Genomic DNA, 12,508 nt, shown 5'->3' with positions numbered 1-12,508 from the left:
GACCAATTCCTAGAATTGGTCTTATTTGATTTTCTTCATTTTAGGATCCAGTGTGTCTCTTAATCCATCTCCCATCAGGTTAAAACCCAAAACTGTCAGCATGATCGCTACACCTGGGAAAATTAATGTCCAAGGGGCTTGAACGAGATAAGGTCTCGCATCGGCGAGCATTTTCCCCCACTCTGGGCTTGGTGCCTGTGCACCTAATCCTAAAAAACCTAAAGCCGCTGCCTCGATAATCGCTGTTCCGATTGCAAGCGTCGCCTGTACGATGACCGGCACCATACTGTTTGGCAGAATGTGACGCAGCACGATACGGCGGTGTGACATCCCAATCGCCTTTGCTGCTAGCACGTATTCTTCTTGTTTAATACTCAGCACTTTTGAACGAACGAGTCGTCCAAAGGTTGGGACATTAATAATCGCAATGGCAATAAGGGCATTTTGTAAAGAGGGACCTAAGATGGAGACGATCGCAATCGCTAGTAGAATACTAGGAAAAGCGAGTAAAATATCAAACACTCTCGAGATCACAGCATCTAGCACTCTTCCGCCATAGCCTGCAATTAATCCAAGCAGTGTGCCTAAAATGACAGACCCGAGAACCGAGAAAAAACCAACCCATAAGGAAATCCGCGCGCCATGCACAACTCTTGAGAATATATCTCTGCCGAAATCATCTGTACCAAACCAGTGCGCAGCTGATGGCGCACTAAATCGCTCACCGAGAGATTGTTCATTGATTCCAAAAGGAGCAATGAGCGGTGCAAATATCGCTAAGATGAGAAATAAAAAGACAATCACACTGCCAATGACCGCCAGCTTGTGCTGAAAGAACAGCTTCATCGATTCAAGAATCAATGATTGAGAGCGTTCTTCTTTTGGCTTAGGTGGTTCAAGCTCTTTTAGCGCTTCCATGTTATCACTCTCCCTCCCTAATATTTAATCCTTGGATCAATGACCGCATACAAGATGTCCACAATGAAATTGATCAGGACAAATATGAGCGCAACGACGAGAATGCCTGTTTGAATGACTGGGTAATCACGATAGCTGATGGCGTCATATATATACCGCCCAATGCCCGGCCATGCAAAAATGGTCTCTGTTAAAATCGCACCGCCAAGCAAGAGACCTGTCTGAAGACCAATAATCGTCAAGATCGGAATAAGCGCATTTTTCAACCCATGCTGATAAATGATGAAAAATGAACGTACCCCTTTTGCTTTTGCTGTTCGAATAAAATCTGAATGAAGCACTTCCAGCATACTTGCCCTTGTTATCCTCGCAATAATCGCAGCAGGGATTGTAGCAAGTGCTGTACTCGGTAAGATCAAATGCTTGATGCTGTCAGTGAATTGATCAAACCGGCCTTGCAAAAGCGTGTCCAGCGTATGAATATAGGTGATTGATTCCACTGGATTTCTTACATTTTCACGTCCCGTTGTCGGTAAAATACCTAATTCAATCGAGAACAGCCACTGCCCCATTAAGCCTAACCAGAAAATCGGCATGGACACTCCAATGAGTGCAACAAACATCGCGACATAATCAAAGAAAGAATGTTTAAACCAAGCACTGATGATTCCAGCATTTACCCCCACAACAATCGCCAACACCATGGAAAAAAAGGTCAATTCTAACGTCGCAAATAAGTACGGCTTCATTTCCTGGGCAATAGCCGCTCCTGTTCGTATCGAAGTCCCTAGATCTCCTTTTAAAAGGCCCAGCATGTAATGTCCGTATTGAACATACCAAGGCTGGTTTAAACCGAGCTGGATGGTTAACTGTTCTACTGCTTCTTTCGTTGCCCGCTGTCCTAAGATGACCTGTGCTGGGTTCCCTGGAATAAACCGTATAATTGAAAACACGACCAATGTCATTCCGATCAATACTGGGATGAGCATTCCTGCCCGCTTCATACAATAAGCAAACAAACAGCTTTCACCGCCTTTTCTTTGTTTGAATAAGGGAGATACAGATCTCCCTTATTTGCTTATTCGAAATACACGTCAGTCAAAGCTTCTGAACCAGTTGGATGCGGCTGGTAGCCTTTTAAATCACTAGATGCTGCAAGCATTGGGATGGAATGCACCAATGGAATCCAAGGTGCTTCATCATGAATGATTTCTTGTGCTTTTTTATATAGCTCATTTCGTTTCTTTTGATCTGTGTCTGTTTGTGCTTCAATGAGGATGTCGTGCATTTTATCGTTTTCGAAGAATGTATAGTTGTTGCCGCCAATGCTGTCTTTGTCCAAAAGTGTGTAGATGAAATTATCAGGATCGCCATTGTCCCCTGTCCAGCCTAATAAGAACACATCAGCCTCCCCTTTACTTGCCTTATCTAAATAGGTCGCCCAGTCGTAAGTCACAATTTCTGCTTTGACTCCGACCTTTTCAAAGTTTGATTGAATGACTTCTGCTACCTTCATCCCATCTGGCATATATGGACGCGGTACAGGCATCGCCCAAAGCTTGATGCGAAAGCCGTCAGGAAAACCCGCTTCTTTTAAAAGTTCCTTCGCTTTTTCAGGATCATACGGATATGGATCAATGTCGTCATTGTAGCCTTCCAAAGCTGGCGGAAGAGGGTTTTTTGCTGGCTCGGCAAGCCCGCCATAAAATGACTTAATAATGGATTCTTTATCGACCGCGTAATTGAGCGCTTGACGAACGAGCTTGTTATCAAGCGGCTTTCTTGTAACGGTCAGTCCGATATAACCTACATTCATTGATGGTCTTTCAATGAGCTGGAGGGCTTTATCCGTTTTAATGCCATCTAAATCTGACGGATTCACGCCATCCATCAAATCGATCTCGCCTGTTTTCAAGGCATTTAAACGAGCCGAGTTTTCTGGAATCGAGCGGAAGATGATTTGATTCAGTTTTGGTTTATCCTTCTGCCAGTAATCTTCGTTCTTTTCTAACACGATACGGTCGTTTTGTTTCCACTCTTTAAATTTGAATGGTCCTGTTCCTACTGGATTCTCGCGAAAGGAATCGCCGCTTTTTTCAACAGCCGCAGGACTCGCAATGCCAAACGGTGACATGGCAATGTTTTTAAGGAATGTCGCCTGCGGGCGCTTTAGCTGAAATTCAACTTCATGCTCACCTTTGACGATGATGTCTTTAATCACATGTCCTTTATCTTTTTTATAGCCACCAAACATGCCGTAGTAAGGGAATTTTTCTGCATCGCCATTCATCCAACGATCAAAGTTGAATTTCACTGCTTCTGCGTTAAAGTCTGTGCCATCGTGAAATTTCACACCTTCTCTTAAGTAGAATGTGTATGATTTTCCGTCCTTTGCAACATCCCAGTCTGTTGCGAGACCTGGATGGATGGTCGTGTCTTTCTCACCATAATTCAGCAGCTTTTCAAACATATTCTCTGTGACCTTGAAGGTTTCGCCTTCTGTTGTTGTGATTGGATCAAGTGAAGTGGAGTCTCCTCCTCTGCCAAATACGAGGGTATCTTTTGTTGCTTTTTCTTCTGATGACGGTGCGGACGAGCATCCCCCCAAAAACAGTGCAAGCGCCAGCACAAAAATGAAACTACTGAACAACCATGTCTTCTTCATTGTGTTCCTCCTTTTGATATAAATAACACGCCGCTGCGTGCCCCGGTTCCTCCTCATACAAAGCAGGTACTGCTTTTAAGCATTTCTCCCACCTTTTTGGACACCTTTTGTAGAAAGGACATCCGCCGCTTGGTGTCATGGCAGACTCTTCTGCCGACACATCTTGCGTCTCTAGCACGTGATCCATATGTGGGATGGATTTCAGAAGCAGCGATGTATAAGGATGAAGCGGGCTGTGAAATACGTCTTCGGCAGGCCCCACTTCGACAATCCGGCCAGCATACATGACTGCGATTCGGTCGCTCATATATCTGACAACACCAAGATCGTGAGAAATAAATAGATACGTTAGAGAAAGCGTCTTTTGCAATTCAAGCATCAAATTCAAAATTTGCGCTTGAACGGATACATCTAAAGCCGAAACGGGTTCATCGGCAATGACAAGACTTGGATGGGTAATGAGTGCTCTAGCGATACCAATACGCTGCCTTTGTCCGCCGCTGAATTGGTGCGCATAACGTTCTCCGTAGGAAGGGTCAAATCCGACAATATGCAACATCTCTTTTACCCGCTTCCGTCTTTCTGCTTTCTTTCCATGTCGATGGACAATGAGCGGTTCCTCTAAAATATCTTTGATTTTCATTCGTGGATTTAAAGAAGCGTATGGATCTTGGAAAATCATTTGAATGTCTTTTCTTAAAGAACGCATCTCTCTTTCTTTCAAAAGAGTGACCTCTTGTCCTTTCAGTTGAATAGAGCCTGACGTCGGTTCAGTCAATCTCATTAAGCTTTTGCCAAGTGTTGATTTCCCGCAGCCCGATTCACCAACAATGCCAAGCGTTTCCCCCTCCTTCACATGAAAGGACACTTGATTTAAAGCCAAAGTCGAATGGTTTTTTTTAGAAAAAAAAGCGGCTGTGTCATACCGTTTTGTCAGCTGATTCACTTGCAAGAGTGGGTGACTCAGTGTCTTCTCCTCCTTCCATTAGAAAGCATGCCACGCGGTGATCCTGTTCAATGGATTGTAAAACTGGATCTTCTTCAAGACATTGCGCCATTTGATAAGGGCAGCGCGCGGCAAATTGACAGCCGGATCGAATGGTCCCCGGCTTTGGCACATGACCTGCAATAGAGATGAGCTTTTCTTTTTTCTCTTTAAACGATGGAACTGAGGCGAAAAGACCTTTTGTGTAGGGATGCAGAGGTTTTTGAAAAATACGGTCAACGGTTCCTTCTTCTACGATTCGACCGGCATACATAATCATGACTCGCTGGCATATTTGCCGCACGACGCCTAGATCATGGGTAATAAATAAGATCGCGGTGTCCATCTCTTCATTCAGCTTTTTGAGCAGGCGAAGGATTTGCGCTTGGATGGTCACATCAAGTGCAGTTGTTGGTTCATCTGCGATCATGAGCTTTGGGTGACAAAGCATCGCCATCGCAATCATCACACGCTGACGCATGCCACCTGATAATTCATGTGGGTATTTTTTAAGCAACGATTCGGCTTGCTTCAATCCGACTGTCTGAAGCAGATCAACCGCCTTCGCTTTTGCTTTTTTTTGACCGATTGCTTGATGTGTGAAAAGGGCTTCCGTCATTTGTTTGCCGATGGTCATTAATGGGTTCAGAGAGGTCATTGGTTCTTGGAAGATCATCGAAATATCATTTCCTCTTATTTCTCGCCACTGTTTTTCTGAAAGCGACAGCAGGTTTTGCCCTTCGAATTGGATCTCTCCCGTTGTATGTGTTTGCTGGTTCAGTCCCATTAATGACATAGATGTGATACTTTTCCCGCAGCCAGATTCGCCAACAATTCCTAAGGTTTCTCCTTTTTGAATCGAGAACGATATGTGATGGACGATGGGTATTTTTTGCTTTTTTTGCTGAAACGCAATGGACAGCTGTTTGACATCTAGCAGCACGTCTTGTTCTTTCACATATTCACCACCCCGTCATACTTTTTAAAATTGTATTGAGACAAGCTGGGAAATATGTCATGTTTTTGACAAGCATAAAAAAGCCTATCCGCTAGAATCGGATAGGCTTCTACTAATTTAATGTTTGAATGGTAAATAGATGGCGATAGTGGCTGTCGCGGTTCATTAATTCTTCGTGTGTTCCTTTTTCCACAATCTCGCCTTGTTCCATGACGACAATGAGGTCAGCATGTGTAATTGTTGATAAGCGGTGCGCGACAATAAAGGTTGTGCGGTCCTTTGCTAGCTTTTGCATCGCTTCTTGAATGTAATGTTCACTTTCTAAATCTAGTGCAGACGTTGCTTCATCTAAAATCAACAGCGGTGGATTTTTAAGAAAGACCCTTGCAATGGAAATCCGCTGTTTTTGACCGCCTGACAGCTTCACGCCCCGTTCTCCTACCTTCGTGTCATATCCTTCAGGAAGAGACATAATAAAATCATGGGCATTTGCCGCTTTTGCAGCCGAAACGATTTTTTCAAAAGAGGCTTCTGGATCTCCAACCGCAATATTTTCTTTAATCGTGTCACTGAATAAGAATGTATCCTGCAGCACCATTCCGACTTGATTTCGAAGGCTTCTTGCTCTGTACTCTTTTATATCGATGCCGTCAATTTCAAGTGATCCGTTTGTCACATCATAAAACCTTGGAATTAAGCTGACGAGAGTTGACTTCCCTCCACCGCTCATTCCTACAAGCGCAACCGTTTGTCCTTTTTCAACTTTCAAGGAGATATTGCGGAGAATCTCTTCCTGCGTGTGTTCATAACGAAACGACACATTTTTAAATTCGACCTCTCCTTTTAAATGATCGGCTTCTTTCGCATTCGGCCGATCTGTTACCTCGTATGGCTCATCAATAAATTCAAAGATACGATCCATTGACGCTACTGACTGAGTTAGAGTCGTGGATGAGTTTATGAGGCGGCGAATCGGGTTGTACATCCGGTCAATATAACCGACAAAGGCAATCATAGTCCCGATCGAAAGTGATCCATTAATGACGGTGTAGCCAGCAAATGCAATGATCAATAGCGGTGCAATATCAGTGATGGTATTGACGACGGCAAATGTTTTGGCGTTCCAATTCGTATGGTTGATCGCTTTGTTTAAGAAATTTTTGTTTTCATCATGAAAATTCTCTTGTTCATATTCTTCAATGGCAAAGCTCCGAATGACTGGCATTCCTTGTACCCGCTCGTGTAGATGCCCTTGCACTTCAGCCAGCGCCTGTGACCGCTCTTTTGTCAGCTTGCGGAGCCTTCCGTAAAAATACTTCACTGCAAACGCATATAACGGAAAAATAATGACAGACACGATGGTGAGCTTGATGTCCAGTGTACACATAATGGCGATCACGATCAGCACGGTCATCAAATCTAGCCAAATGTTCATAAGACCTGTGATAACAAACTCTTTTGTCTGCTCCACATCATTGATGACTCTAGAAATGATTTCTCCTGTTCTCGTGTTGGCATAATAACGAAGGCTGAGCTTTTGAATATGCGAAAACAGCTTTTCTCGAATATCAAATAATACTTTACTGCCTGTCCACTGCGCATAGTATTGTCTATAGTATTCAACAGGCGGCCTCATCACTAAAAATAATGCGAGCATGATTCCCATAATGATCAGTAGAGATGATGTCTTTTCTTCAGCCGACCCCGAGCCTTGAATGACATCATCAATGACATACTTTAAAAGCAGAGGCAATGTTAAGGGAATCGAGAACTTGATCATCCCGATGACCATTGTCAATGCAATCTGTTTTTTATACGGTGTAACAAAAGCCATGTAGCGTTTAATGACCCCCATGTAAATCTCCTTCCCAATCTATCAGTGCCTCTTATCCGTACGCAATCAAAAACCTGTTAGCCTAAAAAGCCAAACAGGTTTTTTGATGCTCTTGCTTATTTTGTATAATGTAAAAAACGTTCATACCACATATCCACAAATTCAGGAGCAAACGGACCTTTCCGCTGGTGAATCCAATGCAATAATGTATTCAGATGCTCTCTTAAGATACTATCAATTTCCTTTGGATAATTCATCTGCCTCTTATGATCTGCATATTCATCCTCATCCAAAATATTATACGTCATGTCTGGAAAGACTTTGACATCTAAGTCGTAATCAATATACTTAATTGCTTCTTCATCTGTTGCAAAAGGAGAGCTGATGTTGCAGTAATAATATACCCCATCATCTCTAAGCATCCCAATCACATTAAACCATTGTTTTGCATGGAAATAGCAAATAGCCGGTTCTCTCGTCATCCAAGTACGGCCGTCGGATTCAGTCACCATTGTCCGGTCGTTTGCACCAATGATACACAATTCCGTTGCTTTCAGAATGGTGGTTTCATTCCAAATCCTGTGGATCAAGCCATTGTGTTTATAGCTTTGAATTTGGATGCTTTCTCCTTCCTTGGGATAGCCCATATTTTCTCCCCTACTTTCTATAACAAACAAACCTAACAGTCCAAAGACCTAATTTCCCAACTAAACATGTCTCTATCATATTATACCGTTACATCATTAAAAAATGAAATGAAAAAGCCATTCAACCCAATTGAACGGCACACTGTCTTACATCACGGTTGAACTCTTTTCCATCTGCTTATATGAATTGATGACCTCTTCTGTCTGTTTTGTAAACAAGGTTTGGATTTTTTGCAGTTCCTTACGTTTCTGTTTGATTTGATCATGAATCCTGGTCCACTCTTCTTTTTTTTCATCTTGCAGCAATTGTTTTTCTGTTTCTAAGCATAGATCGAGTTCTCCCTGTACATTGAGTAGTTGATCCATGAGCTGCATTTGTTCTTTTACAAGCTGATCGAAATCAGACATCTAACTCCTCCCTTTTATTCCCATCCACTTTTTGTCTGTATACCATTTCTTGAAAGATTGCAGAAATCCTTTGACTGTTTATGTAGAGGCTTTACAGGTTTTGTCGGATGGTGGGAGGGGCAAAAAGAAAAGCACTTCATTCGTAGATGAAGTGCTTCCCTCTGTTTCAGTGATTAGCTGTTTTGTTGTTTGTTTTGCTCAGCTTTTTGGTTGTATTTTTTTACTTGCTGTGCGTCAGTCTCGCTAGCAAATTCAGTACCATATTGACCTTGAGCAGAAGCTTGGTTTTGTTTTTTCACTTGTTGTGCGTTTGTTTTGTTTTGTTGTTTATCCATCATTATCACCTCCACGCACATTAATTTGTGCAGAAGGTGTACTTCCTATTCATGATTTTTTAAACAAGCAAAGAACGTCCGCCATCTACAATGATGGTTTGTCCTCTAATCATGTCTGCTTTGCCTGATACAAGGAATTCGACGCTGTCGACCATGTCTTTAATTTCCACCATTCGGCCAGCTGGTGTATTTTTCTTGGCGTCTTCTAAAAGCTCTTCTCGGTTCGGGAAGTGCTTAAGTGCATCTGTATCGATCGCGCCGCCAGATACGGCATTCACGACGATATTTTTTTGTGACAGCTCAACAGATAGATAACGCGTCAACGCTTCTAATGCTGCTTTTGATACGCCGACTACTGTGTAATTTTCAAGGTAGCGGATGGAGCCCAGTGAGCTAATGCTGACGATATGTCCGCCGCCGTTTTTCTCCATTAATTTCGCCGCTTCTTGTCCGCAGAATAACAAAGCTTTCGCATTGATATTCATCGTCCAGTCCCAATGATTTTCTTCAAGGTCCATGATTGGACGCTGAACACCAGATGCCGCATTATTCACAAATACATCTAAACGGCCAAAGGTTTCGTCGATTTGCTGAAACATATCTTTGATTTTCTCTGGCTGACCTACGTTGGCTTTGACAACCAATGTTTTCACACCCATCGCTTCAATTTCTTCCGCTGTTTCAAGTGCGGCTTTTTTGCTTCTCGCATAGTTAATGACAATGTCATATCCTTTTTCAGCTAGACGAAGGGCTACTTCTTTCCCTACACCTCTACTGCTGCCTGTAATTAATGCACATTTACGTTGACTCATTATGGTTCATCTCCTGATTTGAATAGTTTTCGTCCATTCGCTTCACACTAATAGGAAAGTTCCTATTAGGAGGTTACATTCATGTATGTCGGACGCGATTTAAGCCAGCTTGGCATGATGTCCAAGGATCAATGGAAAGATACTGAGCTTGCTTACTTTCATCATGCTTTCCAACAAATTTTACCTTATTTAAACGAAGAAGGGCAATCTAAGTATCGAGAAATCATTTCAGAAATCGAAGACCGTGGGGGTCTGCACCGAAATGAAGCCGATTATACCCACGGTACAACGGTTAAATACGACTAGGCTCTTCAAGTGCCATCTTCCAAATTTTTTGGTGTGAGACTGGCAAAGCATATGCCTTAAATTCTTCTGTTGTCACTTTTTTCAGCATCGTGTCATCAGATACAGATGTCACACGTCCAAAGAAAACAGAAATATTCCAGATGAGGTGGGTAAATACATGCTGAATGGTGCCTTCTAAATCACCAAGCTCTGCTTGTACACCTGCCTCCTCTTTTAAGAAATCAATTAGCTGCTCTTTTTCCGTTTTTCTTCCCTTCATGGTTTCCAAGTTAGGGAATTCCCATAAATTCGCAAGAAGGCCTGTACTTGGCCGCTTATGAATATAGAGGTTGCCTGCATCATCAAATAACACCACTGCTGCCATTGATTTTGCAGTCGGTTTTTTCTTTTTGCTTTTCACTGGGAGCTCATGCTGAACGCCTTCTTCGAGTGCCGAGCAATGCATGTTTACAGGGCAAATGAGACATGCAGGGGATGTTGGGGTGCAAATGAGCGCACCTAACTCCATTAGCCCTTGATTGAATTCAGACGGCTTTTCCCGGGAAATGAGCTGATCGACAGCAAATTCGAAAGTGTTTCTCGTTTTTGGTTTTGCAATATCATCCCATATGGACAAAATACGGGAAATAACCCTCATAACGTTGCCGTCTACCGCAGGGTATGGCTTGTTATAGGCGATACTCAGCACTGCGCCGCTCGTATATGGGCCTACACCTTTGAGCTTTGAAAATTGCTCTTTCGTATCAGGGACAACGCCCTCGTAGGATTCATAGACTTCTTTCACAGCTGCCTGTAAATTACGCACTCTTGAGTAGTAGCCAAGACCTTCCCATGCTTTCATGACTTTTTCTTCATCAGCTAAAGCAAGATCTTTCACTGTCGGGAATTGCTCCATAAACCGGTTGAAGTACGGAATGACCGTATCCACCCTCGTTTGCTGAAGCATCACTTCTGATACCCATACGCGGTATGGATCTTGATTTTCACGCCACGGAAGTGTTCGTTGTTCTTTTTCATACCAATCAATTAAATCATGCTGAAATCCCGCAATATCTTTGCGGTCCAGCTTTTCTTGAATGTCTTTCATATCTATACTCCTTCTTATTGAACCAAGGGCTAACATTCTGAAAAGAACCTTATTTGTTGTATACTGTTTGTAGATACGTTAACATGTTACATTAAATCAGAACAAAGCAAAAGTGCTTTTGCACATAGTCTTGAAAGAAGGCGTATACTTTGTATGATTGTTCCTAAGCATGACAACTAGGAGGTAATCAATTGGATACTGGTACTCATGTAGTAATGGGCATTTCTCTTGGGGGACTTGCACTTTTAGATCCAGCCGTCAGCGCAGATCCACATATGGCACACGCCGTGATGATCGCGACCATCGCCGGCTCCCAAGCACCAGACATTGATACTGTGCTAAAACTAAAAAATAATGCGGTTTATATAAGAAATCACCGGGGATTTACACATTCCATTCCGGCTGTACTGTTTTGGTCATTGCTAATTCCGGCTGTGATTTTCCCATTTGTGCCGGGGGCGAATTTACTTCATCTTTGGTTATGGACACTATTAGCTGTTGTGCTTCATGTGTTTGTCGATATTTTCAATGCATACGGTACGCAGGCCATTCGTCCATTTTCAAAGAAGTGGGTAGCGCTTGGGATTATTAACACGTTTGATCCGTTTATCTTTTTTACCCATCTTGTCGCCATTGTCGTTTGGGCGATTGGCGGGCATCCCGGTTATACGTTCATTACGCTGTATGCTGTGATTTTCTGTTATTATATCGTCAGGGTGATCATGCAGCTTCAGATTAAACATCAGCTGCGTGCACAATTCGATGAAATTGAAGACATTATTATTTCGCCTACAATGAAGTTCAGACAATGGCGCATTGCCGTGAAATGTAAATCCTCTTTCCATGTTGGGCGCAGTATGAATGGAGAGGTTGTCATTTTAGACACCTTTAACCGGGTGCCGGTCCCTGATACTGAAATTATGAAGATTGCCAAACAAGATGAAAACATTTCAGCCTTTCTCTCCTTCTCTCCTGTCTATCGGTGGGAAGTGGATAAATACAAGGATCATTACGAGGTGCGGTTCATTGATTTGCGCTACCGCAGCAAAGGTCATTATCCTTTTGTTGCGATCTGCCATATCGACATGGACCACCAAATCAAAAACTCCTATACCGGCTGGATTTTCAGTGAAGAAAAACTGCAAAAAAAATTAAGACTCGGCTCTGTGTGAGCGAGTCTTTTTTTGTTGTGTAGGGCTTGGATTTAGGGGGAAGTACATTATTTTGAATTTATGTAATTCGCAGAAACAGTGATCTATGCACTTATGTTGAGTGCGACACCAGGCTTTCCTGTCTTTTCCCACCATTCACCATTTCAATCCACGCACTCATGTAGAGTGCGACAACAATCCAACGTATCAAGCCAAGATCGAGGAGATCATTTCAATCCACACACTCATGTAGAGTGCGACGAAATTGTTGTCTTTGGTATCCAAGGATTTGTAAAATTTCAATCCACGCACTCATGTAGAGTGCGACTGCGATTTCCGCCCTAATTATAACATTTTTTAGGGAATGATCGTCAAAACCCTTAAGTTTCTATATAGAACTTT

The 12,508-nt window shown here is 42.7% G+C and carries 12 protein-coding genes and 1 pseudogene; 2 read left to right on the top strand and 11 right to left on the bottom strand.

The features are described 5' to 3' along the window. Window positions 1-21: 21 nt before the first annotated feature. The 10 genes and pseudogenes from MHI11_RS04415 to fabL all read right to left on the bottom strand — a co-directional run bounded on the left by MHI11_RS04415 (window position 22) and on the right by fabL (window position 9,562). Entirely contained in the window at window positions 22-918 is an 897-nt protein-coding gene (locus MHI11_RS04415; RefSeq protein ID WP_044139668.1) for an ABC transporter permease, read from the bottom strand. A 17-nt stretch (window positions 919-935) separates the two neighbouring features. Further along, window positions 936-1,937, bottom strand: a complete 1,002-nt coding sequence (locus tag MHI11_RS04410; RefSeq protein ID WP_340960525.1) for an ABC transporter permease — start codon at window positions 1,935-1,937, stop codon at window positions 936-938. Between the two features lie 59 nt (window positions 1,938-1,996). Beyond that, the gene (locus tag MHI11_RS04405) at window positions 1,997-3,583 is read right to left on the bottom strand and encodes an ABC transporter substrate-binding protein (RefSeq protein WP_340909578.1); all 1,587 of its coding nucleotides are present in this window, start codon (window positions 3,581-3,583) and stop codon (window positions 1,997-1,999) included. After that, window positions 3,558-4,535 carry an ABC transporter ATP-binding protein gene (locus MHI11_RS04400; protein ID WP_106066790.1) on the bottom strand — a complete coding sequence of 326 codons (978 nt, stop codon included), beginning with the start codon at window positions 4,533-4,535 and terminating at the stop codon, window positions 3,558-3,560. The genes MHI11_RS04405 and MHI11_RS04400 overlap by 26 nt, the downstream gene beginning before the upstream one ends. Continuing rightward, window positions 4,504-5,526 carry an ABC transporter ATP-binding protein gene (locus MHI11_RS04395; RefSeq protein WP_340960524.1) on the bottom strand — a complete coding sequence of 341 codons (1,023 nt, stop codon included), beginning with the start codon at window positions 5,524-5,526 and terminating at the stop codon, window positions 4,504-4,506. The genes MHI11_RS04400 and MHI11_RS04395 overlap by 32 nt, the downstream gene beginning before the upstream one ends. 112 nt (window positions 5,527-5,638) lie before the next feature. Continuing rightward, on the bottom strand, window positions 5,639-7,381 hold the full coding sequence (locus MHI11_RS04390; protein ID WP_226804818.1) for an ABC transporter ATP-binding protein: 1,743 nt from the start codon (window positions 7,379-7,381) through the stop codon (window positions 5,639-5,641). Window positions 7,382-7,476: 95 nt separating this feature from the next. Beyond that, on the bottom strand, window positions 7,477-8,007 hold the full coding sequence (gene ntdP, locus MHI11_RS04385) for a nucleoside tri-diphosphate phosphatase (protein WP_003217818.1): 531 nt from the start codon (window positions 8,005-8,007) through the stop codon (window positions 7,477-7,479). A gap of 147 nt (window positions 8,008-8,154) precedes the next feature. Further along, window positions 8,155-8,415 carry a YgaB family protein gene (locus MHI11_RS04380; protein ID WP_003217867.1) on the bottom strand — a complete coding sequence of 87 codons (261 nt, stop codon included), beginning with the start codon at window positions 8,413-8,415 and terminating at the stop codon, window positions 8,155-8,157. 173 nt (window positions 8,416-8,588) lie between these two features. After that, window positions 8,589-8,735, bottom strand: a pseudogene (locus MHI11_RS04375) (gamma-type small acid-soluble spore protein); the annotation flags it as partial. A gap of 74 nt (window positions 8,736-8,809) precedes the next feature. Then, entirely contained in the window at window positions 8,810-9,562 is a 753-nt protein-coding gene (gene fabL / locus MHI11_RS04370) for an enoyl-[acyl-carrier-protein] reductase FabL (protein WP_024425211.1), read from the bottom strand. A gap of 81 nt (window positions 9,563-9,643) precedes the next feature. Between fabL and MHI11_RS04365 the strand changes: the two genes are divergently transcribed. Further along, window positions 9,644-9,868, top strand: coding sequence for a hypothetical protein (locus tag MHI11_RS04365; RefSeq protein ID WP_003217808.1), 225 nt, complete (start codon window positions 9,644-9,646; stop codon window positions 9,866-9,868). On the opposite strand, the gene mutY is transcribed toward MHI11_RS04365, so the two are convergent. After that, entirely contained in the window at window positions 9,855-10,955 is a 1,101-nt protein-coding gene (mutY, locus tag MHI11_RS04360) for an A/G-specific adenine glycosylase (RefSeq protein ID WP_065097434.1), read from the bottom strand. The genes MHI11_RS04365 and mutY overlap by 14 nt on opposite strands. 191 nt (window positions 10,956-11,146) lie before the next feature. Here mutY and MHI11_RS04355 point away from each other — a divergent pair, with 191 nt between their 5' ends. Then, window positions 11,147-12,127, top strand: a complete 981-nt coding sequence (locus MHI11_RS04355; protein WP_044139674.1) for a metal-dependent hydrolase — start codon at window positions 11,147-11,149, stop codon at window positions 12,125-12,127. Window positions 12,128-12,508: the final 381 nt, after the last annotated feature.

This window comes from Bacillus sp. FSL K6-3312, from assembly GCF_038007485.1.
In the GTDB taxonomy this organism is placed as follows: domain Bacteria; phylum Bacillota; class Bacilli; order Bacillales; family Bacillaceae; genus Bacillus; species Bacillus pumilus.
The sequence above is the reverse complement of the archived record's forward strand: the minus strand, read 5'-3'. Positions and strand labels throughout refer to the sequence as shown.

Coding starts and splice junctions, on each gene's coding strand:
- mutY (WP_065097434.1), bottom strand. CDS start 10,955: ATGAAAGACATTCAAGAAAAGCTGGACCGCAAAGATATTGCGGGATTT.
- ntdP (WP_003217818.1), bottom strand. CDS start 8,007: ATGGGCTATCCCAAGGAAGGAGAAAGCATCCAAATTCAAAGCTATAAA.
- MHI11_RS04365 (WP_003217808.1), top strand. CDS start 9,644: ATGTATGTCGGACGCGATTTAAGCCAGCTTGGCATGATGTCCAAGGAT.
- fabL (WP_024425211.1), bottom strand. CDS start 9,562: ATGAGTCAACGTAAATGTGCATTAATTACAGGCAGCAGTAGAGGTGTA.
- MHI11_RS04415 (WP_044139668.1), bottom strand. CDS start 918: ATGGAAGCGCTAAAAGAGCTTGAACCACCTAAGCCAAAAGAAGAACGC.
- MHI11_RS04405 (WP_340909578.1), bottom strand. CDS start 3,583: ATGAAGAAGACATGGTTGTTCAGTAGTTTCATTTTTGTGCTGGCGCTT.
- MHI11_RS04390 (WP_226804818.1), bottom strand. CDS start 7,381: ATGGGGGTCATTAAACGCTACATGGCTTTTGTTACACCGTATAAAAAA.
- MHI11_RS04380 (WP_003217867.1), bottom strand. CDS start 8,415: ATGTCTGATTTCGATCAGCTTGTAAAAGAACAAATGCAGCTCATGGAT.